Annotated in this window: 22 protein-coding genes; 21 read left to right on the top strand and 1 reads right to left on the bottom strand. The window is 50.6% G+C overall.

What is annotated here, in order from left to right; genetic code table 11:
• Positions 1-65: 65 nt before the first annotated feature.
• The 6 genes from ACI1P2_RS06835 (at position 66) to ACI1P2_RS06860 (ending at position 4,892) form a co-directional block, all read left to right on the top strand.
• Entirely contained in the window at positions 66-1,004 is a 939-nt protein-coding gene (locus tag ACI1P2_RS06835; RefSeq protein WP_355318109.1) for a phosphate ABC transporter substrate-binding protein PstS family protein, read from the top strand.
• A 109-nt stretch (positions 1,005-1,113) separates the two neighbouring features.
• Positions 1,114-2,049, top strand: a complete 936-nt coding sequence (gene pstC, locus ACI1P2_RS06840) for a phosphate ABC transporter permease subunit PstC (RefSeq protein ID WP_355318111.1) — start codon at positions 1,114-1,116, stop codon at positions 2,047-2,049.
• A complete protein-coding gene (gene pstA, locus ACI1P2_RS06845; protein ID WP_355318113.1) occupies positions 2,049-2,945 on the top strand; it encodes a phosphate ABC transporter permease PstA in 897 nt (298 codons plus the stop codon). Before pstC ends, pstA begins: the two co-directional genes overlap by 1 nt.
• Positions 2,946-2,964: 19 nt before the next feature.
• The gene (gene pstB, locus ACI1P2_RS06850; protein ID WP_355318115.1) at positions 2,965-3,720 is read left to right on the top strand and encodes a phosphate ABC transporter ATP-binding protein PstB; all 756 of its coding nucleotides are present in this window, start codon (positions 2,965-2,967) and stop codon (positions 3,718-3,720) included.
• A gap of 299 nt (positions 3,721-4,019) precedes the next feature.
• Complete coding sequence (locus tag ACI1P2_RS06855; protein WP_355318117.1) at positions 4,020-4,496, top strand: acyl-CoA thioesterase; 477 nt, start codon at positions 4,020-4,022, stop codon at positions 4,494-4,496.
• Positions 4,497-4,499: 3 nt separating this feature from the next.
• The gene (locus ACI1P2_RS06860) at positions 4,500-4,892 is read left to right on the top strand and encodes an FxsA family protein (protein WP_355318119.1); all 393 of its coding nucleotides are present in this window, start codon (positions 4,500-4,502) and stop codon (positions 4,890-4,892) included.
• A gap of 216 nt (positions 4,893-5,108) precedes the next feature.
• On the opposite strand, the gene ytvI is transcribed toward ACI1P2_RS06860, so the two are convergent.
• Complete coding sequence (ytvI, locus tag ACI1P2_RS06865) at positions 5,109-6,227, bottom strand: sporulation integral membrane protein YtvI (RefSeq protein WP_355318120.1); 1,119 nt, start codon at positions 6,225-6,227, stop codon at positions 5,109-5,111.
• Positions 6,228-6,540: 313 nt separating this feature from the next.
• Between ytvI and citZ the strand changes: the two genes are divergently transcribed.
• From citZ to ACI1P2_RS06940, 15 genes are all read left to right on the top strand, one after another.
• Positions 6,541-7,653 carry a citrate synthase gene (citZ, locus tag ACI1P2_RS06870; RefSeq protein WP_355318122.1) on the top strand — a complete coding sequence of 371 codons (1,113 nt, stop codon included), beginning with the start codon at positions 6,541-6,543 and terminating at the stop codon, positions 7,651-7,653.
• 143 nt (positions 7,654-7,796) lie between these two features.
• Positions 7,797-9,089: an NADP-dependent isocitrate dehydrogenase gene (gene icd / locus ACI1P2_RS06875; protein ID WP_355318124.1), complete on the top strand. Its 1,293-nt coding sequence runs from the start codon at positions 7,797-7,799 to the stop codon at positions 9,087-9,089.
• Between the two features lie 11 nt (positions 9,090-9,100).
• Positions 9,101-10,042 (top strand): malate dehydrogenase, encoded by a 942-nt coding sequence (gene mdh, locus ACI1P2_RS06880; RefSeq protein ID WP_355318126.1) that lies wholly within the window; start codon positions 9,101-9,103, stop codon positions 10,040-10,042.
• A 136-nt stretch (positions 10,043-10,178) separates the two neighbouring features.
• Positions 10,179-10,601, top strand: coding sequence for a hypothetical protein (locus tag ACI1P2_RS06885; protein WP_355318128.1), 423 nt, complete (start codon positions 10,179-10,181; stop codon positions 10,599-10,601).
• A 374-nt stretch (positions 10,602-10,975) separates the two neighbouring features.
• Complete coding sequence (locus tag ACI1P2_RS06890; RefSeq protein WP_355318130.1) at positions 10,976-11,845, top strand: SDR family oxidoreductase; 870 nt, start codon at positions 10,976-10,978, stop codon at positions 11,843-11,845.
• A 219-nt stretch (positions 11,846-12,064) separates the two neighbouring features.
• Positions 12,065-13,876 carry a two-component system histidine kinase PnpS gene (pnpS, locus tag ACI1P2_RS06895; protein ID WP_355318132.1) on the top strand — a complete coding sequence of 604 codons (1,812 nt, stop codon included), beginning with the start codon at positions 12,065-12,067 and terminating at the stop codon, positions 13,874-13,876.
• A 104-nt stretch (positions 13,877-13,980) separates the two neighbouring features.
• Positions 13,981-14,712 (top strand): response regulator transcription factor, encoded by a 732-nt coding sequence (locus ACI1P2_RS06900; protein ID WP_355318134.1) that lies wholly within the window; start codon positions 13,981-13,983, stop codon positions 14,710-14,712.
• A gap of 183 nt (positions 14,713-14,895) precedes the next feature.
• The gene (locus ACI1P2_RS06905; RefSeq protein WP_355318136.1) at positions 14,896-16,095 is read left to right on the top strand and encodes a methyl-accepting chemotaxis protein; all 1,200 of its coding nucleotides are present in this window, start codon (positions 14,896-14,898) and stop codon (positions 16,093-16,095) included.
• 158 nt (positions 16,096-16,253) lie between these two features.
• Positions 16,254-17,012 carry a phosphate ABC transporter ATP-binding protein PstB gene (gene pstB, locus ACI1P2_RS06910; RefSeq protein WP_355318464.1) on the top strand — a complete coding sequence of 253 codons (759 nt, stop codon included), beginning with the start codon at positions 16,254-16,256 and terminating at the stop codon, positions 17,010-17,012.
• A gap of 28 nt (positions 17,013-17,040) precedes the next feature.
• Positions 17,041-17,700, top strand: coding sequence for a phosphate signaling complex protein PhoU (gene phoU / locus ACI1P2_RS06915; RefSeq protein ID WP_355318138.1), 660 nt, complete (start codon positions 17,041-17,043; stop codon positions 17,698-17,700).
• 209 nt (positions 17,701-17,909) lie between these two features.
• Positions 17,910-20,561, top strand: a complete 2,652-nt coding sequence (gene polA, locus ACI1P2_RS06920; protein WP_355318466.1) for a DNA polymerase I — start codon at positions 17,910-17,912, stop codon at positions 20,559-20,561.
• Between the two features lie 64 nt (positions 20,562-20,625).
• The gene (mutM, locus tag ACI1P2_RS06925) at positions 20,626-21,462 is read left to right on the top strand and encodes a DNA-formamidopyrimidine glycosylase (protein WP_355318140.1); all 837 of its coding nucleotides are present in this window, start codon (positions 20,626-20,628) and stop codon (positions 21,460-21,462) included.
• A gap of 100 nt (positions 21,463-21,562) precedes the next feature.
• Entirely contained in the window at positions 21,563-22,252 is a 690-nt protein-coding gene (gene ytaF / locus ACI1P2_RS06930) for a sporulation membrane protein YtaF (protein WP_355318142.1), read from the top strand.
• Between the two features lie 18 nt (positions 22,253-22,270).
• Entirely contained in the window at positions 22,271-22,867 is a 597-nt protein-coding gene (gene coaE / locus ACI1P2_RS06935; RefSeq protein WP_355318143.1) for a dephospho-CoA kinase, read from the top strand.
• Complete coding sequence (locus tag ACI1P2_RS06940; protein ID WP_355318145.1) at positions 22,864-23,427, top strand: lytic transglycosylase domain-containing protein; 564 nt, start codon at positions 22,864-22,866, stop codon at positions 23,425-23,427. Before coaE ends, ACI1P2_RS06940 begins: the two co-directional genes overlap by 4 nt.
• The last annotated feature ends 11 nt before the right edge of the window (positions 23,428-23,438 follow it).

Consider the following 23,438-nt stretch of genomic DNA (forward strand, 5'->3'; position numbering starts at 1 on the left):
GTAAAAGTAGTTGATGGACAAAAATAAAAACAAACCGTCACTAACTAAGGGGAGGACAATTTATCATGTTGAAAAAATGGCCGTTCGTTCTGATGACACTTACTCTGGTGTTCCTGCTAGCCGCATGCGGTTCGGGCAAAAATGCAGCGCAGGGCGGAGAGACAGGAGGAACAACCAACGAAGGTGGTCAGGCTGCAGAAACACCAGCTCTGAGCGGAAATGTCCTGGCTGTTGGTTCTACTGCACTGCAGCCGTTGGTAGAGCAAGCTGCGCAGAAGTTTATGGCTGAAGATCAATATAAAGGTGTCTCTGTTCAGGTTCAAGGCGGCGGAAGCGGTACGGGTCTGACTCAGGTATCCGGCGGACAAGCGGACATCGGTAACTCCGACGTATTTGCTCAAGAGAAGCTGGAATCCGGTGCTGATGAGCTTGTCGACCATCAGGTTGCTGTTGTAGCCATGGCTGCTGTAGCTAACCCGAAAGTTGGTGTGGATAACCTGACCAAAGAACAGTTGGTAGACATCTTCACTGGCAAAGTGAAAAACTGGAAAGAAGTTGGCGGTGCGGATCAAGAGATCGTAATCGTTAACCGTCCTAGCAGCTCCGGTACACGCGCTACATTCGAGAAATACGCTCTGGGCACAAAAACAGAAGACCTTCCAGGCTCCATCCAACAGGATTCTTCCGGTACTGTTAAAAAGCTGATCGCTGAAACACCTGGTGCAATTGGTTACCTGGCTCTGTCTTACCTGGATGACACGGTTACTTCTCTGAAATACAACGGCGTTGAAGCTACTGTAGAAAACGTTGAAAAAGGCGACTATCCGGTATGGGCTTACGAGCACATGTACACTAAAGGCGACCCGCAGCCTCATGTAAAAGCTTTCCTGGACTACATCCTGTCTGACACAGTGCAACAATCCGATGTTAAGGATCTTGGATACATTCCAGTAGGTGGTATGCAGGTTACTCGTGACGTTGACGGCAACGTAACGAAAAAATAATAACACTTCATGAGCCGGACACATGTACGGCGAACAAGACAGTCATCACACGGAGAGAAGAGGCGGACATGCGTCCAGCCTCTATTCTTCGGTTTAAAAGGAGTTAAAGATGGAACCTATTGAAGGGAAGACTTACATGGAGCAAAGTAAAAGAACCCGCGGGATGATGAGAGAAAAGCATTACTGGGAAGAATGGACCGGCCGTATATTTACGTCGGTTTGTGTCGTTTTTTTGATTGCAGTTATTATATCGATCGTCTATTTTGTCGCTTCCAAGGGAGTGGCTACCTTTGCGTTTGACGGAGTGAGTCTGCGCGAGTTCTTCTTTGGCACGAAATGGAGTCCGGACGGCCAACCGGCTTCATTCGGCGCTCTTCCTTTTATTACAGGATCGTTTGCGGTTACTATTCTGGCAGCCCTTATTGCCAGCCCTCTCGGTTTGTGCGCGGCTTTATTCATGACGGAGATTGTGCCTAAGTTCGGCAAACGGATATTGCAGCCGGCGATCGAGCTTTTGTCCGGTATTCCTTCTGTCGTTTACGGATTTGTCGGTTTGACTGTGCTTGTGCCATTGCTGCGCAATGTGTTTGGCGGCCAGGGCAACGGGATTCTTGCAGGCTGTCTCGTTTTGTCTCTTATGATTCTCCCTACGATTACAAGTATAATGGCAGATGCTCTGGCAGCCCTGCCAAAGGGGCTTCGTGAATCTTCCTTTGCCCTTGGTGCAACCCGCTGGCAGACGATTGCCCGGGTTATCATTCCGACGACGCTGCCGGCGCTGATGACAGGCGTCATCCTTGGCATGGCCAGAGCATTCGGTGAGGCCCTTGCCGTGCAAATGGTTATCGGTAACGCTCCGCACATTCCGCATTCCCTGCTGGAATCAGCCTCAACGCTGACGAGTGTAATTACGCTTAGTATGGGGAATACCGCGATGGGCTCGCTCCAAAACGATGCTTTGTGGAGCATGGCGCTCGTTCTCCTGCTGATGACATTTGTATTCGTGCTGCTCGTTAGGGTGCTTGAAAGGAGAAACCGTATTTAATGAAAGCTAAATCCATAGATAAAGCCGCTACGTTTATCATTTGTTTCTTTGCCTTGCTGATCGTCGCCGTGCTGATTGGTCTTATCGGTTTTATATTGTTCCGCGGCATTAGTCATATCGATTGGAATTTCTTGACTGCAGCTCCGCAAACGCTGCGTGAAGGCGGGGGCATCGGTCCCCAATTGTTCAACTCCGTATTTCTGCTTATATTGACGCTGATCATTACAATTCCCCTGGGATGGGGAGGCGGCATTTACATGGCGCAATATGCCAAGCCGGGACGTCTTACGGATTTCATCCGTTTGACGGTAGAGGTGCTTTCATCCTTCCCGTCGATCGTTATCGGCCTGTTCGGTTTGCTGCTGATCGTAAATACGTTTAATTTCGGCTTCTCGTTATTATCGGGTGCGATGGCTTTGGCCGTATTTAACCTGCCGCTGATGGTACGTACGACGGAGCAGGCGTTCCGGGCCGTGCCGAAGGAGCAAAAAGAGGCGGGGCTGGCTCTGGGCCTGTCCAAATGGAAAATCATCACTTCCATCATGCTGCCGGTTGCACTGCCAAGCTTGATTACAGGTACGATTCTGGCGGCGGGCCGTATCTTTGGCGAAGCTGCAGCCCTGCTATTCACTGCGGGTATGACTACGCCTCCGCTTGATTTCACGGATTGGAATCCGCTCAGCCCAAGGTCGCCGATCAATCCGATGCGGCCTGCCGAAACGCTGGCCGTTCATATCTGGAAAGTGAACAGTGAGGGGATTGCACCTGACTCCGCAGAAATTGCCGCCGGAGCATCAGCAGTGCTGGTGCTGCTTGTACTGGTATTTAATCTGTCGGCCCGCTGGCTTGGCAGGGTGGCATACAAAAAGTTGACTGCTGCGAAGCGTATGGATTAAAAGGAGATGAACCTACACAATGGCCCAGCCTTTCAGTACTGAGGATTTAAGCATATATTATGGAACCTTTGAAGCTGTCAAAAAAATCAGCATGGAATTTCCCGCCGAGACGGTGACGGCGCTGATCGGTCCGTCGGGGTGCGGAAAATCAACTTTTTTACGATCTCTGAACCGGATGAATGATGAGATTGCAGGATCATCCACGACAGGTCATATTTGGATGAATGGAAAGGATCTGAACAATCCGGAAACGGACGTCATCAAGCTTCGCCAGGAGATTGGAATGGTTTGGCAGAAGCCGAATCCTTTTTATAAATCGATCTACAATAACATTGCTTTCGGACCTAGATACCGGGGCATGAAGAGGAAAAAAGATCTGGATGAAATTGTTGAGACCAGCTTGCGCAAAGCAGCCCTCTGGGACGAAGTAAAGGACCGGCTGCACGGTTCGGCACTTGCCCTGTCGGGCGGTCAGCAGCAGCGTCTCTGCATAGCCCGCGCGCTGTCGGTCAATCCGAGCATTCTGCTGCTGGATGAACCGGCCTCCGCGCTGGATCCGGTATCCACAGGCAAGATCGAAGAGCTCATTACGGAGCTGAAGAAGGAGCTGCGCATCGTTATCGTTACTCATAATATGCAGCAGGCAGCCCGTATCTCGGATTTCACCGCCTATTTTTATGTGGGCAATCTGATTGAGCGCGGAAAAACGAAGGATATTTTCACCAATCCGACCAATGAGCTGACCCAGGAATATATCATGGGACGTTTCGGCTAAATGACAAGGCCGCCTTTCGAGGCAGGCCTTTTTTGTTCCTGTGCCTGAAATGTGGTTTAATGGAAATAGGACATTTATATTAAAGTGCGTGTTCAAAAAGTCAGGTTTTCAGCACCGAGAAGGTTGGATGAAGCTTGGGACTGAGGAGCGGAGCGTACTTGGGGTACGTGAGCACCGGAGGGCCCGGCTGAATTCAAGATTCGATGTCGAGTCCACTTCCTGATTTACTTCGTGATCAAAAGATGACTTTTTGAACAACCTCTTAAAGAAGGAAGTCCGGAACAGGAGAGAAGCACTACATGACCAGAGAAAAGCAGGATGAAGGACACAGATGGTCATCTGTTCAGATTCGCGTGCGTTATCCGGAATGCGATCAGATGGGGGTCGTGTACCACGCCAATTATTTAAATTGGTTCGAGATCGGGCGAACGGAAATGCTCAGGCAGTCCGGCTTCACCTACCGCAGCATGGAGGAGCAAGGGTTGATGCTGCCGGTCATTGATGTAAACCTGAAGTATCATAAACCAGCCAAATATGATGATCAGGTAATCGTATATACACAAATTACGAAGCTGACTAGTATGCGCCTGAACTTTGCTTATGAGATAAGACGCATGGGGGCAGACGGACAGGAGCCGCACCGGAGTGAGCTGCTGGTCACAGGCTCAACACAGCATGTATGGCTGAATGGGGATTGGAAGCCGGCGAGGCTCGATAAAGCCTCCCCCGAAGTGTATCAGGCGCTGCAGAAGCTGGCTGCAGACAGAAAGGAGTAAAGCATGCGCAGGCCCTACTGGCTTTTATTATTATTAATTCCGGCATTGGAACTGTACGGTTTTCTGTGGGTAAGTCAGCGGATCGGTGCGGGAAAGACGATATTATTGATTATCATGACTTCCATCATTGGCTTTGCCATGCTGCAGTTTGAAGGCCGTAAGGTCATTGCTGATGCCAAGCTGCAAATGAACAAGGGGCAAATGCCGGGCAATAAAATGCTTGACGGATTATGTGTCTTCCTGGGCGGTAGCATGCTGGTTATTCCGGGGTTTATCACCGATATTATCGGCTTTACCTTGATCTTTCCGCTCACCCGGCCTATTTACAGAAAGCTGCTGTTCAAATGGGTGGAGAAAAAAATGAAGAACGGCAGCATTACGTTCAGGCGGTTCTGACGTAATGCCGCCGTTTTTTCCACTATAATTGCGAGTTCAAAAAGTCAGGTTTTCAGCACCGAGAAGGTTGGATGAAGCAAGGGACTGAGGAGCGGAGCGTACTTGGGGTACGTGAGCACCGGAAGTCCCGGCTGAATTCAAGATTCGATGTCGAGTCCGCTTCCTGACTTCCTTCGTGATCAAAAGATGACTTTTTGAACTACCTCTATAACAGCCTTATCTGATCCTGCCGGCGAGAATGTAGTTGCGCAAATCCCGAAGCACGTTGGCACGATTGAACGCATCCAGCACAACGAGGGAGACGGGGCCGATGATGAGTCCCAGTACGCCAAACAGCTTGAGCCCGACGAACATGGCAATCAGGGTGGCCAGCGGATCGAGCCCGACGCTGCTGGCCAGCACCTTGGGCTCGGCGATCTGACGGGCAATCAAGATTACGATATAAAGAATGGAGAGCCCTAGCCCGAGCGCAAAATTATCCGACATAAACGCATAAATGGCCCACGGGATCATGACGATACCTACACCGAGATATGGCAGCAGGTCGATCAGGCCGATCATCAGCCCGATGGTAAAGGCGGAATCCACCTGCAAAATGATAAGCCCAATAATAACGATCACCGCGGTTATGGAAATCATGATGAATTGTGCCCGCAAATATCCGAACAAGGCCTTGCGCAGATCCTGCCAAATATCGGCGGCCGTCTTGTGCAGACCGACCGGGACAAGCCCGGAAAATGTGCGGCCATGCCGCTCCCAGTTTTTGCTGATGAAAAAAGCGGCCAGCACAATAACCATAAGGACGGCCCCCATATTCGGCAGGGCAGTCAGAAAGCTCAGAATCCCGTTGAAAAAACGGCTAACCAGATCCGTAACGGCGCTGCTGACATTTTGTGTCGTTTTATCGATATTATTGTTGATGGTTTGCTGATAATCGGGATTTTCGCGAATGAACTTATCTATTTCTACAATAATATTTTGTATGATATCACTCTTCGTCCAGGAGATGAACAGGCTTTTAAATTGTTCAATATGAATGTCAAACGTTTTTGTCAGTTCAATTAGCTCCTTCACGATGCGTGTGACCGCAGCGGACAGCACCAGCAGAATGGCCCCGAGATATACAAACAGCGAAAGGGTGACTGCCAGCCAGTGGGGAAGCTTGGCCTTTTTGTGAAGAAACAGAACAAGCGGATTCATTGCGTAAGCGACCAGCCACGCCAGCAGAAAGGGATAGACGAGCGGATAGAGCCCGTATACGGCGAGAACGAACAAAATGATTGCTATTACGACCCATATTGCCCGTAGAATACGTTTGAGTATAAGTCGGTTCACCTTTCTATTTCTCCTTTTTTGTTAGATGTATACCTGTATGCGCCCGCTCCGGAAAATATGACATGAGCCTAGAAAAACTTTGAAAATGTAAAGGGTTTCAAAAAATGTTTATAGGACTGATAAAATATTTGAATGCGGAGGATTGGCTTATCCTTGTTCACAGAACCGACAAAATCCAGTATAGTTAGAGGAGATTAAAATTATTGACATCAGACGTTAACCTTTTTAAGGCTTTCCCATGTCATCTTTAGTTTTGAAACTGTTTTCATTTGCAAGTCCTTTACAAAGCTTTTAGACAAAGGAGAGATGTAATATGACAGCGACTAAAGGTCTGGAAGGAATCGTGGCTGCGACTTCTTCCATTAGCTCCATAGTAGATGGCGTTCTCACTTACCGTGGCTATAATATTGATGATTTGGCCATTAACGCCTCTTTTGAAGAAGTTGCTTATTTGCTGTGGTTCGGCAAGCTTCCGAACGCTTCCCAGCTTAGCGATCTGCAGGCTCAGCTGAGCCGGTACGCCCCGATTCCCGATGAACTCATCTCGCAAATGAAGCTGTACCCGAAAGACATGAACACCATGGCGGCGCTTCGCTCTGCGGTATCGGCTCTTGCCCTGTTTGACAGTCAAGCGGACGATATGTCCCGTGAAGCCAATGAGCTCAAGGCGATCAAGCTGCAGGCTCAGCTGCCGACAATTGTCGCGGCGATTGCCCGCCTTCGCAAGGGACTGGAACCGGTACAGCCAAAAGAAGGCGCTTCCATTGCAGAAAACTTCCTGTATATGATGAATGGTGAGGAGCCTTCCGAAACGGCTGTAAAAGCCATGGACCAGGCACTGGTGCTTCATGCCGATCATGAGCTGAATGCTTCCACGTTTGCCGCCCGTGTGACCGTGGCTACATTATCGGACATTTACTCCGGTATCACGTCCGCTGTAGGCGCGCTCAAAGGGCCGCTGCACGGAGGAGCCAACGAGGCGGTTGCCAAAATGCTGGACGAAATCGGTTCCCTGGACAATGTGGAGCCGTTCATTCAGCAAAAGCTGGCCAACCGCGATAAAATTATGGGCTTCGGACACCGGGTGTATAAAAATGGCGATCCGCGTGCCAAGCATCTTCAGAAGATGTCCCGCGAGCTTGGCGAGCAGAATGGAAACACGACGCTTTATGAAATGTCCGTCCGTATCGAGGAACTGGTCACTTCCCAGAAGGGATTGAAGCCGAATGTGGATTTCTATTCCGCATCCGTTTACACTCAGCTTGAAATCGAACGTGAGCTGTTTACGCCAATTTTCGCTGTCAGCCGTGTATCAGGATGGACGGCGCATATTCTTGAACAGTATGAGGATAACCGGATCATCCGTCCGCGTGCGGAATATACAGGTCCGACGAATCAGAAATACGTTTCCCCTGAATTGCGGTGACATGCTGGAATTTAATCATGTACAATAGAGAAGCAGGGGCCGGGAGGCAATGATATAAGTCACTCTTCCCGCCCCTCTATGCTGGTTGCCCATTAGTCTGGGCAGAGACGAGCTACTAACCATACAAGGAGGAACTGGAACTCATGAAATTGGAAAAGTTTGATCTCCCAACAGAAGGCGAAAAAATCACAATTGACAACGGAAAACTGCAGGTGCCTAACAATCCGGTTATCCCTTTCATCGAGGGTGACGGTACGGGACGCGATATCTGGAAAGCTTCCAAGCGCGTGCTGGACGCTGCTGTGGAGAAAGCATACGGCGGTTCGAAAAAAATCGCATGGTATGAAGTATTTGCCGGAGAGAAAGCGTTTAATACATACGGGGAATGGCTTCCGAATGATACGCTCGAAGCGATCCGCGAATACATCGTGGCGATCAAAGGTCCTCTTACAACTCCGATCGGCGGCGGCATCCGCTCGTTGAACGTGGCTCTGCGCCAGGAGCTGGACCTGTACGTCTGCCTTCGTCCTGTTCGCTATTTCGACGGAGTTCCTTCTCCGGTAAAACGTCCTGAACTGGTGGACATGGTTATTTTCCGTGAAAATACGGAGGATATCTATGCCGGCATCGAGTACAAGGAAGGCTCCGAGGAAGTGAAAAAGGTCATTAAATTCCTTCAGGAGGAAATGGGAGTCAATAAAATCCGTTTCCCTGAAACGTCAGGCATCGGCATCAAGCCGGTTTCTTCCGAAGGCTCCAAGCGTCTGGTACGTGCAGCTGTCGAGTATGCCATCAAGAATAATCGCAAGAGCGTAACGCTTGTTCATAAAGGAAATATCATGAAGTTCACCGAAGGTGCCTTCAAAAACTGGGGTTATGAAGTTGCCGAGCAGGAATTCGGCGATAAGGTGTTCACTTGGGCACAATACGATGAAATCAAAGAAAAAGAAGGCACGGATGCGGCTAACGCTGCACAGCAAGCGGCTGAAGAAGCCGGTAAGATCATTATCAAAGATGCTATTGCCGATATTGCGCTGCAGCAGGTGCTGACACGCCCGGCCGAGTTTGATGTGATCGCTACTCTGAACCTGAACGGTGACTACCTGTCTGATGCGCTGGCTGCACAAGTAGGCGGTATCGGTATTGCCCCTGGCGCCAACATTAACTATGTGACAGGCCACGCCATTTTTGAAGCAACGCATGGAACGGCTCCGAAATATGCGGATAAGGACGTTGTGAATCCAGGCTCCGTTATTCTGTCCGGCGTCATGATGCTTGAGCATCTGGGCTGGCAGGAAGCGGCAGACCTTATTTACAAAGGCATAGAAACCGCAATCAACAACAAAACGGTTACGTATGATTTTGCCCGCCTGATGGAAGGGGCTACTCAAGTAAAATGCTCTGAGTTCGCTGACAAAGTCATCAGCCATATGTAGGAGGCGGTACCGTGGCCATTAAACGAAGAAAAATCACTGTAGTCGGAGCCGGCTTTACCGGTGCAACAACTGCATTGATGCTCGCGCAAAAAGAGCTGGGCGACATAGTGCTGGTGGACATCCCGCAATTGGAGAATCCGACGAAGGGCAAAGCCCTGGATATGCTGGAAGCAAGCCCGGTGCAAGGGTTTGACAGCAACATTATCGGCACCTCCGATTATGCGGAGACCGCCGGTTCCGATATTGTCATTATCACTGCCGGTGTTGCCCGCAAGCCTGGCATGAGCCGCGATGATCTCGTCAATACCAACGCAGGCATCGTGAAATCGGTGTGCGAGAATGTGAAGACCTACTGTCCTGATGCCATTGTCATTATTCTCAGCAACCCTGTCGACGCGATGACTTATGCGGCGTATCAGACGCTCGGTTTCCCTAAAAACCGTGTCATCGGCCAATCGGGTGTACTCGATACAGCACGTTACTGCACCTTCATTGCGCAGGAGCTTAATGTTTCGGTAGAGGATGTGCGCGGCTTTGTGTTAGGGGGCCACGGTGACGACATGGTGCCGCTTGTCCGTTATTCCAGCGTCGGAGGCATTCCGATTGACACGCTCATTCCAGCCGACCGCATTGAAGCCATCGTGCAGCGGACGCGGGTTGGCGGCGGAGAAATCGTCAATCTGCTGGGCAACGGCAGCGCATATTATGCGCCAGCAGCTTCCCTTGTACAGATGACCGAAGCGATCCTGAAGGACAAGAAACGGATTATTCCGGTGATCGCTTACCTGGAAGGCGAGTATGGGTATGAGAACCTGTTCCTCGGCGTACCGGCTCTGCTGGGCGGCAGCGGAATCGAGAAAATATTCGAGCTTGAGCTGACCGCGGAGGAGAAGGCGGCGCTTGATCAATCGGCCGAATCTGTTCGCAATGTCATTAAAGTTGTCTCGATATAGTTCATGATATCGTAACAGGCCGGGAATCCTCTCTTTATGGGAGGATTCCTTTTTTGGCAGATTGAGATTCTTGCTTTCTTCCCAGTATAATAGTATATGTTTGGGGTTCGGATTACAAAATAAGGGAGGTTATTTCATGAGAGTTATCTATTTGCTGCATATCATCGGAGCTCTGGCTATGGGCTTTTATCTCATTCTGCCTTTCTTGGTCGGAAAGCTTAATAACATGTCGGCTCCTGCGCAGGAAGGGGCGGTCAGCGCAGTTCGGACGCTGAACCGGTTTGCGCAGTATGCGCTCATTATCCAACTGCTGACCGGCGGATATATGCTGACTGGCGAAGACTACTCTATTGCGTGGATGGTGGTCGTCTTTCTGCTGTTTCTCATTATTGCGGGGCTGGGCGGCATGATGGGCAAGCCGCTGCGCCTTGCAATCGATGGAATTAGCAAAGGCAGCGATATATCCGCTCAAAGGGCCAAGCTCAGAACCTTCAGTGTTCTGCTGGCGATCAGCATGCTGCTGATGCTGTTTTTCATGGTATACCGTCGGATTATTTAAATCCGGACAGAGGCACTCTGCTGGCGGCGTAATGAAATGCTGTCAGAAGTAGAATTTAACAGGCAGAGGGTATTACGAATATAACTATGTTTGATTTGAAAGAGCGAGTTTGGTGGAAGGGTTTCCACTAAAACCGCTCTTTTTCTTTCATTTTGACTAAAAATAATTAATTGAAATTTGAGGCCAACATCGATTGTAGGAACGGTTCGTTCTAGGAGCGTCTCAGAACAGCCAGCAGTAGAATCTCCTGATCAACGTGTTTAAGTCTGGCTGAGCGTGGTAAAAGTACAGTGTCGGGAAGATTTATTATACAGAGTTATGTGCATCCTAGGGGAAGATTCCATCATTCTGGCTTAAGGAAAGGAGATTGAAGCATGTCCAAACAGCAAAGTAATCAGCAAACACTGCCGCCGCAGCACCAGAACCAGCGACCCGGGATTGAATCCAAAATGACTCCACAGCCGGAGTTCGAGACACCGGCCTATAAGCCTGCGGGCAAGTTGACCGGCAAGGTTGCTCTCATTACAGGTGGAGATAGCGGGATCGGCCGTGCAGTTGCCGTAACCTATGCGAAAGAAGGCGCAGATGTAGCCATCATCTACCTGAACGAACATAGTGACGCGGAGGAAACGAAAGGTCAGGTTGAGCAGGAGGGACGCAAATGTGTGCTGATTGCCGGTGATATAGGAGACGAGGAATTTGCCAAGAAGGCTGTGCAGCAAACGGTGGAGAATCTGGGGAAATTGGACATCCTGGTGAACAACGCCGCCGAACAGCATCCGCAGCAGTCCATTGAAGACATTACTGCCGAACAGTTGGAACGGACTTTCCGCACTAACATCTTCGGTATGTTCTTCTTGACGAAAGCAGCCATGCCTTTGCTGAAGCCGGGCAGCACGATCATCAATACGACATCAATTACAGCGTACAAAGGCAACCCGCAGCTGCTTGATTACTCTTCGACCAAAGGGGCTATTACCGCCTTTACCCGTTCGCTGTCCATGAATTTGGTGGAAAAGGGTATTCGTGTAAATGCAGTCGCACCTGGGCCGATCTGGACTCCGCTGATACCATCCACCTTTGATGAGAAGCAGGTAAGCCAATTTGGAGCTACCCAGCCGATGAAGCGTCCCGGACAGCCTGAAGAGTTGGCTCCTGCGTACGTATACTTGGCATCCTCGGACTCCTCCTATGTCAGCGGCCAGGTTATTCATGTCAATGGCGGCGAAGTCGTGAATGGTTAATGAACAGGAGCCGAACTGCAGAGCATTGTTGATGTGAGTTCTATTTACAAAGGACCGTTTTTCAGGCCAGCGGCCGAGGGACGGTCCTTCATTATGTCCTGATTACACAAAGCAGATCAAATTTAACAATCCGTTTACAGTGCGATATGGATGGAAGGCAGCCCATACGGTAAAATTAGTTTTACAATACGCGCATAACATGCTGCCGAGGGAGAACTTATGAAATCATTCCGTTTTCGACTGACTGCCATTATCTTGACGCTGATCGGAATTTCCGTGATTGCGGCAGGACTGACGATGGGGCAGATTTTCAAAGAATCGCATATCAAGGCCTTGGAAGAAAATATGGCCCGGGAAATAAATCTCCTGCGCAGCACCTTTGAGTTTCACAGTACAAGCAATGTGCCGGTCGACGATTACACGGCTTATTATACTGAAAAAGCTAAGGAACTGGCCGGGCTGATCAATTCCCGTATAACTTTCATCAATAAGGATGGAACGGTCATAGGAGACTCGGAAATGGATGTCGACAAGATGGACAACCATGCGCTGCGGGATGAAATACGGCTGGCTGAAGAAAAAGGCATCGGGAGTGCAATTCGTTACAGTGATACGCTGAAGGAGAATATGCTGTATGTAGCGGAACCGGTCAGCACGGACAGCGGGTTCAACGGGTATATACGGCTTTCGATGAGTCTGAAGGCTGTAGATGAAGGTATGCAGCGTGCCTGGACGGCCATGATTATTGGCTTGCTGCTGCTATTTCTGGTTGCTTCTGTGGTCAGCTACCGTATCGCGAGCAATCTGACTTCTCCGCTCGAGCATATTACGAAGGTAGCCAATCGCATTTCCAAGCTTGATTATGACGCCAGAGTTGAGTTGAAGCGCAATGACGAGGTAGGACAGCTGGCGGCGGCAATCAACGGGATGGCGGACAGCCTGCAGATGCAGATGAAAACGATCCGTGATAACGAGGATTTGCTGCAGCGGGTGATGAGCAACATGACAGGCGGTATTCTGATGGTTGATGCGCATGGCAAAGTTGCGCTGGTAAACCGAGAGACTGAGCGAATGCTCGGGATCAGCAGCAGCCGGGTAACCGGCAGACCCTATCATGAGCTAAAGCAGCATTACGGGCTGACCAAGCTGGTGGAGCACAGCATACAGCACCGGGAACGAATGCATGAGGAAGTCAGTGTGTTTAATCCGGGGGAGCGGCTCATTCTGCTCGATGGTGTGCCGATGCAGGACGAAGCAAGCTATCGCGGCATGCTCTTTCTGCTGCAGGATGTCACAGCCATCCGCAGGCTGGAGAACATGCGCAGCGAGTTTGTAGCCAACGTTTCGCATGAGTTGAAGACACCGATTGCGGCGGTAAAAGGTTTTGCTGAAACGCTGCTTGGCGGGGGAGTCAAGGATGAGGAGACAGCACGCTCGTTTTTGCAGATCATTTATGATGAAAGTGAACGGTTGAACCGGCTGATCGGGGATATTCTGGAGCTTTCCAAAATCGAATCCAAACGTTCTCCGCTGGAGTGCGAGCCTGTTCACCTGTCCTCACTCTTTGATATGATTAACGGTACGCTGGCCAAGGTGGCGGAGAAGAAACATATCAGCCTGCAGATGGAAGTTCCCGAGGAGCTGTTCATAGAAGCGGATGAGGACAAACTAAGGCAAATATTCCTGAATTTGCTTTCCAATGGAATCAATTACACCCAGGAAGGCGGAATTGTGAAGCTGAAGGTCAAGGAGCTTTCACATGATCATGAGCCGGAAAAAGTGGTGTTTACCGTCAGCGATACCGGGATCGGTATTCCGAAGAAGGATTTGCCGCGCATCTTTGAAAGATTTTACCGTGTGGATAAAGGAAGATCCCGCAACTCGGGCGGAACCGGACTGGGGCTGTCCATCGTCAAGCATCTGGTTGAGCTTCATCACGGGAGCGTCTCGGTCGACAGCGAATTGGGGCTTGGCACGACATTTACGGTCGAGTTACCGCTCTTGCAGCAGGTTGAGGAGCAGCAAGGATGATTTTTTTACACCACGTTAACAATGCCGTGATAAAATGGGTTGGAGTCAGACATACATGCGTTATTACATTAAAATAATGTATAACGGGAGATGGGGGATAGGACATGGCACAACGTCTTTTGGTTATAGAAGACGAGCCTACATTGGCCAGGCTGCTTACTTACAATCTGACGCAGGAAGGTTATGAGGTGGAGACGGAGGATCATGGAACCGCCGGATTCGAGAAAGCCTCAAGAGAAGCCTTTGATTTAATCCTGCTGGATCTGATGCTGCCTGGCATGAATGGCCTCGATATTTTGAACAAGCTTCGCACCCAGGGAGTGACCACACCAATCATTATCTTGACCGCTAAAAATGGAGAAGCTGAAGTGGTGCAGGGACTGAAATCTGGTGCAGATGATTATATTACAAAGCCTTTCGGCGTATCCGAGCTGCTGGCCCGTGTGGATGCTGTACTGCGCCGCTCTATGGGTGGAGATGAAGGCGTGTTGCCTGATCAGAGCGATGCTTCCCGGATCGTGCTCGGTGAGCTGGAGATTTACCCTGAAAAATATGAGGTAATTCTGGGCGGACAGTCCATCAATCTCAGACCGAAGGAATTCGAGGTGCTCTTGTACCTGGCAAGAAAGCCTGGCGTCGTCCTTACGAGAGATGACTTGATGAACGCGGTATGGGGCTTCGACTATATCGGCGGGCAGCGGACTGTGGATGTTCATGTCAGTTCTTTACGCAAGAAGCTGGAGCTGGAGCCGGAATCGGTGCATATCGACTCCATACGCGGAGTGGGCTATAAATTGGTTGTGAACAGGAAAAGAAGTCCCCAACATTTAGTATAAAAGGTTGGGGATTTTTTCTGCGGATAGGTACCAGGTCGGATTTTTCACGGAAGTTTTGCAATCGTTTTACAAACGGCTTACACAATGCCTCCTTTCTGTTTACCGAATACATTTATGATGGTTCTATCGACCTATAAGATGAGCTGAACACATCAGTATTCAGTTGCAAAGGGGAATTTGATCATGATCATGGCACCAGAGCTGGAAACGATACAGACGATACAGACGATACAGACGGAAGACTGTACGGACGGTGGTTATAACGGCCATGCTGAAGAAAACGGGCATGCGGGTAAGCTTATCGAATATACGGCCTGCCGTTCTGTTCCCGTTATCGGAATGGAAGTTTCCTGCTTGGCTTTGCTGGACATACTTAGAGAGAATCCGGCGGCGCCCTGTGTTGTCCTTGTCCATAACGCAGAGGAAATTGCAGGGATCATTATGCGAGAAGCGTTCAACCGCCATTTGGCGGGCAGGTTTGCCGCTGAATTGTATTATGACAAGCCTGCGGCCATGTTCGCCGATCCTGACACCCTGATTGTGGATGCCGCCGATCCTGCTGCGGAGGTGTTGAACAAAGCGCTACTCAGGCCTGATGAAAAGTTTTATGACTGCGTCGCGGTGATGAGCGAAGGGCGTTTTTTTGGCATCTTAACCTTACGGGATTTGATGGAATTGTCCAGAAGGCTGCAGAAGGAAGCTGATGAAAGAAGCGGACTAGCTGTGGCGAAGAGTTCCAGCGGTGTCGCCAGAATCGGGGACAGTGCGCTGCAAATGGCGCGGGAAGCGGCTGAGAGCGCAGTGGCGACGCTGGAAATGAGCGGGCTGGCGGAAACGGGCAGAAGCCGTCTGGAGGAGGTCATGTCCTCTTATCAAATGATTGCGGAACAAATGAAGCGGCAATTTGAGCAGACAGGCATGCTGGAACAGCACATTCACTCCATTTCCGGCATGGCTTCTTCCATCCGCAGCTTTGCCGATCAGAGCAGTCTGCTTGCCATCAATGCATCGATTGAGGCGGCTCATGCGGGCGAGCATGGAAAAGGATTTCAGATTGTCGCAGAGGAGGTTCGCAAGCTTGCACAGCAGACCCGGCACTTTTCAGAGGATATTGCTTCGCTGCTGGGTGAAATCGGTTCGCTGATTGGAGAAAATGTGGCCCTTACCCAGTCAGGCTTGCGGGAAATTGAACAGGGTGCGGAGCACATCGATGCAGGCAGCGAAGCCTTCTCCAGGCTGATGGCTAATATGGAGAATGTTAACAGTCGCAGCCAAGGGTTGTCGCGTATGGCCGAAGATGCAGCAGCAGCAGCTTCACAGGTTGCCGCAGAACTGGGAACCATGCACTTGCAGCCGCAAGACGAGGAACGTTGTATTGTTTGATATTTTACATTGCGTTAACAAATATAAAGGATTTCATTTACATAGCTCGTTTATAATTTGTCATATTGCCTGTGGGCAGTTACAGGAAAAGTGCAGGCATGGAAAACCAGATCTGCAAGTGAAGGAGATCAAATCCCATGACAGAAACCGCCATTAAGTTGAATGAGGCAGTAATACGGATAGAAAATTTGAATTTATATTATGAATCATTTCATGCGCTTAAAAATATAAATCTTGATATCCCGGACAAAACGGTAACGGCATTCATCGGTCCTTCCGGCTGTGGAAAATCCACGCTGCTGCGGACGCTGAACCGGATGAACGATATGATTCCCGGCACCAGGGTGGAGGGTAAGGTACAATTAGGCGATTTGGATATTTACGACAGCAGTATGGAGGTAGAGGAACTCCGTAAACGTGTCGGCATGGTGTTCCAGCAGCCGAATCCTTTTCCCAAATCCATTTATGACAATGTGGCCTATGGACCGAGACTGCACGGCATCCGCGACAAGGCGCGGCTGGACGAGCTGGTTGAGCAGAGCCTTCGCCATGCAGCTTTGTGGGATGAAGTGAAGGATTTCGTGAGACGTTCTGCGCTCAGCCTGTCCGGCGGGCAGCAGCAGCGTCTGTGCATTGCGAGGGCGCTCGCAGTGCAGCCGGATATTTTGCTGATGGATGAAGCGACCTCCGCGCTTGACCCGATTTCCACGGCCAAGATTGAGGAACTGGTCCAGGAGCTCAAAGACCGGTACACCATTGTGATGGTAACGCACAATATGCATCAGGCGGCCCGCGTTTCCGGCAAAACAGTATTCTTCCTGAATGGCGAAGTGATTGAGGCTGAGCCTACCGAAACCTTGTTTTCCACACCTCAGGATTCTCGTACGGAAGATTACATTTCCGGCCGGTTCGGCTGAGCGAAGCACAGAGGGAGGGCATCTGCAGATGATCCGCAGAAAAGAATTTGATGAAGGGCTTGAGGAGCTCCGCGTACTGCTGCGCCAGATGGGACAGCATGTTTCAGAGGCGCTCGATCGGGCAATCACCAGTCTGAAGACCAATGATACGGAGCTTGCCCAGGAAATCATCAAGAATGATGCTGCTCTGAACCAGATGGAAGAGAACATTCTGGATATGGGGTCCAGCCTCATCATTAAGCAGCAGCCGGTGGCGAAGGATTTAAGAAGAATTATCGTCGCGTTCAAGATTTCGACCGATCTGGAGCGGATGGGGGACCTGGCATCGGATGTGGCCAAGGTTACTCTGCGGATGGAAGGGCAGGAACTGATCAAGCCTCTGGTTGACATTCCGCAAATGGCCGAAATCGTCAAGGATATGATTGATGATTCCATTACCTCCTATCTGGATGAAAACACGGATCTGGCCTACAAAATGGCTCAACAGGATGACAAAGTTGATTCGCTGTACAGCAAGATGATCACGGAACTTTATTCCTTTATGATGAATAGTCCTTCCCAGGCCTCGCAGGCTATGCTGCTTCTGCTTGTCGGACGGTACATCGAACGGATCGGCGATCATGCGACGAACATCGGGGAGAACACGGTCTATCTTGTAACAGGCCAGCGCCCGGATCTTAATCAGTAATTATTTGCGAAAAACGGTTATTTATGCTACCAGGAAAGATGAGTGCATTCCATCTCTGGTACAGAATAACCGTTTTTTCCTTTTTCCCTCTGACCGGCTGATCCCTAATGATTGAATGTAAGCGGGCAGGACGATTTTTTTCTGGTTGGAAGGGGATTGTGTTAAGATAAAGGGAGCAAATGTTTATGATGAACACGCGAGGTGCTGGAATGGACAAACTCATGCTTATAGATGGAAACAGTATTATATACCGGGCGTTCTTCGCCATGCCGCCGCTCACGAATTCAAGCGGGCAGCAGACCAACGCTGTGTACGGCTTCACCACGATGCTGCTGCGGCTGCTGGAAGAGCATAAACCTACGCATATCATGGTGGCTTTTGATGCGGGTAAGGTGACTTTCCGTCATGAAGGCTATCAGGATTACAAGGGTGGACGCGAGAAAACACCACCGGAGCTGTCCCAGCAGTTTCCGCTGCTGAAGGAGTTGTTAGTGGCATTCGGCATAGCCCAGTTCGAGCTTGAGGGTTATGAAGCGGACGATATTATTGGAACGTTGACGAAGAGGGCGGACGAGTCGGGACGTACCGTAATGATTGTCACGGGCGATAAGGATATGCTGCAGCTTGCTTCCGGTCATGTCACGGTCGGCTTGACACGGAAGGGAGTCACAGAGGTCGAAGCCTATGGTCCGGCCGAGATTCAGGAGCGCTATGGGCTGAAGCCGGAACAGATCATTGATCTCAAAGGTTTGATGGGCGATGCTTCCGATAACATTCCGGGCATACCGGGGGTTGGCGAGAAAACGGCGCTCAAGCTGCTGCATCAATACGGCTCAGTTGAAGAGGTGCTTGCCCATACGGATGAGCTGAAGGGCAAAATGAAGGAACGTATTGAAACACATGCCGAAGATGCCCGCATGAGTAAAAAGCTGGCCACCATATACCGTGACGTTCCCTTGGACAAAACGTGGGATGACATCGTATTCGGCGGTCTGCGTGAGGAGACGGCGGGTGCTGCGCTGGCCAAGCTGGAATTCAAGTCGCTGCTGGAGCGACTATCCCTGTCCGCCGAAAGCGGCAGCTCCTCAGGCACTGCAGAGGCGGCAGCAGATGTGCTGATCGTCCGCGAAGAGAACCTGGAAGAACTGAAAAACGCGCTGGATACCATTGAAGTCGTTCATATTGAAACCTACGGAGACAACCCTCATCAGGCGCAGGTCATTGCACTTGTGTTAGGAACAGCGGATCGTCAATTCTTCATCCCGTTTGAACTGATGGCTTCGCATGCGGCAGATCCGATCCGTTCCTGGCTGTCCGATTCGCAGCGCCAAAAACGCGGATATGACCTGCACCGGGCTGACCTGGCCCTGCACTGGCACGGTATTGAATTTGCGGGCGCGGAATTTGACGTTCAACTTGCCGGGTACATTCTTGATCCGACAGATGCGAATCAAACGCTGAGCGGGCTTGCTGCCAAATACGGCCTGCCGTCTATTCGCCCGGATGAGGAGGTGTTCGGCAAAGGGGCCAAGTACAAGGTGCCTGAGGAGGACATCCTGGCAGATCACCTTGCGCGTAAAGCGGCCGTCATTCAGGAGCTGATCCCTTCCCAGCAGAAGCAGCTTGAAGAGAATGGAATGAAGGAGCTGTTCTTCGGGCTGGAAATGCCGCTCTCGCGAATTCTGGCGGATATGGAAAAGCAGGGAGTCAGGGTTAATGTGGACGAGCTTAAAGCGCTGGGCAAGGAATTTGAAGAGCAGATTGCAAGGCTGGTTCAGGAAATTTATGAGCTTGCCGGGGTGGAGTTTAATCTGAACTCACCGAAGCAGCTCGGGGAAATTCTGTTTGATAAGCTGGGGCTGCCTGTCGTCAAAAAGACCAAGACGGGTTATTCCACGGATGCCGAAGTGCTGGAGAAGCTGGCCCCTTACCACGATATCGTGCAAAATATTTTGCAATACCGTACGATCGCCAAGCTGCAATCTACCTACGTGGAAGGCCTGTTGAAGGAAATTTCGGAGAAAACGGGCCGGGTGCATACGTATTTCCGCCAGACGGTCGCGGCGACAGGCCGGCTCAGCAGCCAGTACCCCAACCTGCAGAACATCCCGATCCGTCTGGAAGAAGGAAGAAAGCTCCGTAAAGTATTCGTTCCTTCCGAGCCAGGCTGGCTGATTCTGGCGGCTGACTATTCCCAGATTGAGCTCCGCGTATTGGCGCATATCTCTGATGACGAGCGGCTGAAGGAAGCTTTCCAGAACGATATGGACATTCACACCAAAACGGCCTCGGACGTATTCGGCGTTCTTCCGGAAGCGGTGGATGCCAATATGAGGCGCTCCGCAAAGGCTGTTAACTTCGGTATTGTGTACGGAATCAGCGATTACGGCCTTTCCCAGAACCTGAACATTACGAGGAAGGAAGCCGCAAGGTTTATCGATCAATATTTTGACGTCTTCCAGGGTGTCCGCCGTTACATGGACGATATTGTCAAGGACGCCAAGCGCGACGGTTATGTGAAAACGCTGCTGGAACGCAGACGGTACCTGCCTGAAATCAATGCGAGCAATTTCAATCTCCGTTCCTTCGCCGAGCGGACGGCCATGAATACGCCGATCCAGGGGACCGCGGCCGACATTATCAAGCTGGCCATGGTGCATATGGATCATGCAATGAGTGAGCGTAAGCTGCGCAGCCGCATGCTGCTGCAGGTACATGATGAGCTTGTATTCGAGGTCCCGGAGGATGAACTGGAGATCATGAAGGAGCTGGTTCCGGCAACGATGGAATCGGCGCTGAAGCTGTCGGTGCCGCTGAAAGCGGAGGTAAGCTACGGCAGCAACTGGTATGAAGCGAAATAAACTGGATGGGCTGCTCAACATAAAGGCGGTTCTTCGTTATAATAAAGCATGAGGTGAAGTCAACATGCCGGAACTGCCGGAAGTGGAAACAGTCAAAAGAACATTAAACGAGCTTATTACAGGAAAACAAATCGAACAAGTAACAGTCCATCTGCCGCGTATTATACAGCGGCCTGACGATATACATGCATTTGCCCTGGAGCTTGCCGGACATACCGTGACCGGTGTGGAGCGCCGCGGCAAATTTCTGCGTATTTTGCTTGACGGCCTGGTCTTGGTGTCCCATTTGCGGATGGAAGGACGTTATGGTCTCTATAATGGGGATGAACCCGTAGAGAAGCATACGCATGTCATCTTTCACTTTACGGATAGGACCGAGCTAAGATATAAGGATGTTAGACAGTTCGGAACGATGCATTTATTCAAAACAGGCGAAGACCTGGTTTCAGCACCGCTGTACAAGCTGGGCATAGAGCCGCTGGATGAAGCCTTTACCGTGGAGGCGCTGCGCGATGCGGTAGGAAGCAGGGCGACTTCCATCAAAGCCGCGCTGCTGAATCAGGCATATATCGTCGGGATCGGGAATATATATGTAGATGAGTCGTTGTTCCGTGCAGGTATCCATCCTGCCCAATCAGCCAAATCGCTCAGTATGGAGCAAATTACCCTGCTGCACAGAGCAATAGTGGACACGCTGTCCGAGTCGGTTGCTGCTGGCGGCTCTTCCGTCAAGTCCTATGTGAACGGACAAGGACAATCCGGTTCCTTTCAGCATCAGCTGCAAATTTATGGACGAAAAGCGGAGCCTTGTGTTCGCTGTGGAACAGCCGTAGAGAAAACGGTGGTAGCCGGACGGGGAACTCATTACTGTCCTGTCTGTCAGCCTGTGCCGCCAATGTAGCATGCACTTCGCGCAAATTCCCGCCATATACTATCCCTGAGATATGAGAACGTGAGCCCGGCCCCAACCGGGCCGGCTCCGTTACAGGGAGGTATTTGGAGTGGATTATGCGTGGTTTTCCCTGCTGCTGCTTGCCTTTGCGTTAAGTTTGGACAGCTTTGGTGTAGGGGTTACATACGGGCTGCGGAAGATGAGGATACCGATAGGCTCCATTTTGATCATTTGCCTTTGCTCCGGCCTGATCATTATGGTGTCCATGCAGGCCGGAGCACTGCTGATGAGGTTTCTATCCCCAATCTTCACTTCACTTCTCGGTGCTGTCATTCTGATCGGTATCGGCTGTTGGTCGCTGATCCAATCGGTACAAAACAGAGACAATAAGGAAGAGGCCGGGGAAGCTGTTTCGCATGAAAAGGAATCGGAAAGCGAAGTTGCTGAGGGTCCGAATAAAATGCTGTTCTCTATGGAGCTTCGCAAGATAGGGCTGGTCATCCATATTTTACGCAGCCCATCTGCCGCCGATACGGACCGTTCCGGAAGCATATCTGCCCAGGAAGCGATATGGCTTGGGATGGCCTTATCCCTTGATTCTTTCGGAGCGGGATTAGGGGCGGCCATGCTGGGATATACTCCGCTGACCACAGCGGCAACCATAGCGGTATTCAGCGGGCTGTTTTTGATCGCTGGCATGAAGGCAGGGTTCCGTTTGGCAGCCTTCCGCTTTATGAAGGTATTCAGCGTACTGCCTGCATTACTGCTAATTATTATGGGTATGATGAAATTGTTATAGCCGAAAGCGGGTGAATACATGATTATCGGTTTGACCGGGGGCATTGCCACCGGGAAGAGCACGGTATCGGCGCTGCTGGCAGCCAGGGGTGCGCTGCTGGTCGATGCCGATGCCATTGCCCGGGAAGTGATGCTTCCGGGGCATCCTGTGCTGAACGCTGTTGTCCGTCATTTCGGACAAGAGGTTTTGAATGAGGACGGAACGCTGCATCGCAAGAGGCTTGGGGCGATTGTATTCGCCAATCCTTCGGAGCGCCAAGCCTTGAATGAAATTACCCATCCCGCCATTCGGCAGGAGATCATACGGCGGATGAATGCTTACGAGGCGGAGTTTCCGGACAAGCTCGTCGTCGTGGATATTCCGCTGCTGTATGAGTCCAGGCTGGATAATCTGTTTCAAAAGGTTATGGTCGTCTATGTTCCGGCGGAGGTTCAGCTCAAGAGGCTGATGCAGCGTGACGGGCTGACACCAGAGCAAGCAAGACAGAGACTTGACGCACAGATGCCGATTGAGGAGAAGAAGCGTCTTGCGGATATCGTTGTGGATAACAGCCGTGATGTAGCTGATACAGAGCGGCAATTGGATGAGTTGTTGGAGCGGAAGGTATTTTCATGAGGATTTTGCGTAAAAAAAGAGTTCTGCTTGTTTTGTTTGTAGCTTTTGTGCTTTTTTTATTCCTAAGCTCGAATTGGATGTCCTGGTTTTATCCGATCCATTACAAGGATGAAATCAGGGAACATGCTCAAATGTATGAAGTCGATCCGTTCCTCATTGCCTCCATTATCCGCGTGGAGACTAATTATGAGACAAGCAAGGAATCACGCAGGGGAGCGCTTGGCCTGATGCAGCTGATGCCGGATACGGCGCAGTGGATTATGGATAAAACAGGTTTTCCCCGGGTTCCGCTTGAGCTGATAAGGGACGAGCCTGATATGAACATTAAGCTCGGTACCTGGTACGTACACAGTCTGGGGGAGCAATTCCAGAACAATCCGGTGGCAATGATCGCCGCATATAACGCGGGCCCCGGCAAGGTGAAAGAATGGATGCGGGAAGGGGTTTGGGATGGCAGGGAACAGACGGTTAAGCAGATCCCGTTCGGGGAAACAAGGCATTATGTACAGCGGGTCATTCATTATTACAGGCAGTACACGAAAATATACGGCCAGTTTTAATGAATAGGAAT

Origin of the sequence: Paenibacillus jiangxiensis (genome assembly GCF_046098255.1) — a bacterium.
In the GTDB taxonomy this organism is placed as follows: Bacteria; Bacillota; Bacilli; order Paenibacillales; family Paenibacillaceae; genus Paenibacillus; species Paenibacillus jiagnxiensis.

Excerpts from the sequence above, each read along its gene's own strand:
- citZ (WP_355318122.1), top strand. The coding sequence starts at position 6,541 with ATGACAGCGACTAAAGGTCTGGAAGGAATCGTGGCTGCGACTTCTTCC.
- ACI1P2_RS06905 (WP_355318136.1), top strand. The coding sequence starts at position 14,896 with ATGATCATGGCACCAGAGCTGGAAACGATACAGACGATACAGACGATA.
- pstC (WP_355318111.1), top strand. The coding sequence starts at position 1,114 with ATGGAACCTATTGAAGGGAAGACTTACATGGAGCAAAGTAAAAGAACC.
- phoU (WP_355318138.1), top strand. The coding sequence starts at position 17,041 with ATGATCCGCAGAAAAGAATTTGATGAAGGGCTTGAGGAGCTCCGCGTA.
- polA (WP_355318466.1), top strand. The coding sequence starts at position 17,910 with ATGGACAAACTCATGCTTATAGATGGAAACAGTATTATATACCGGGCG.
- icd (WP_355318124.1), top strand. The coding sequence starts at position 7,797 with ATGAAATTGGAAAAGTTTGATCTCCCAACAGAAGGCGAAAAAATCACA.
- ACI1P2_RS06885 (WP_355318128.1), top strand. The coding sequence starts at position 10,179 with ATGAGAGTTATCTATTTGCTGCATATCATCGGAGCTCTGGCTATGGGC.
- ACI1P2_RS06900 (WP_355318134.1), top strand. The coding sequence starts at position 13,981 with ATGGCACAACGTCTTTTGGTTATAGAAGACGAGCCTACATTGGCCAGG.
- ACI1P2_RS06855 (WP_355318117.1), top strand. The coding sequence starts at position 4,020 with ATGACCAGAGAAAAGCAGGATGAAGGACACAGATGGTCATCTGTTCAG.
- pnpS (WP_355318132.1), top strand. The coding sequence starts at position 12,065 with ATGAAATCATTCCGTTTTCGACTGACTGCCATTATCTTGACGCTGATC.
- ACI1P2_RS06940 (WP_355318145.1), top strand. The coding sequence starts at position 22,864 with ATGAGGATTTTGCGTAAAAAAAGAGTTCTGCTTGTTTTGTTTGTAGCT.
- pstA (WP_355318113.1), top strand. The coding sequence starts at position 2,049 with ATGAAAGCTAAATCCATAGATAAAGCCGCTACGTTTATCATTTGTTTC.
- coaE (WP_355318143.1), top strand. The coding sequence starts at position 22,271 with ATGATTATCGGTTTGACCGGGGGCATTGCCACCGGGAAGAGCACGGTA.
- pstB (WP_355318115.1), top strand. The coding sequence starts at position 2,965 with ATGGCCCAGCCTTTCAGTACTGAGGATTTAAGCATATATTATGGAACC.
- mutM (WP_355318140.1), top strand. The coding sequence starts at position 20,626 with ATGCCGGAACTGCCGGAAGTGGAAACAGTCAAAAGAACATTAAACGAG.
- ACI1P2_RS06860 (WP_355318119.1), top strand. The coding sequence starts at position 4,500 with ATGCGCAGGCCCTACTGGCTTTTATTATTATTAATTCCGGCATTGGAA.
- ACI1P2_RS06890 (WP_355318130.1), top strand. The coding sequence starts at position 10,976 with ATGTCCAAACAGCAAAGTAATCAGCAAACACTGCCGCCGCAGCACCAG.
- ACI1P2_RS06835 (WP_355318109.1), top strand. The coding sequence starts at position 66 with ATGTTGAAAAAATGGCCGTTCGTTCTGATGACACTTACTCTGGTGTTC.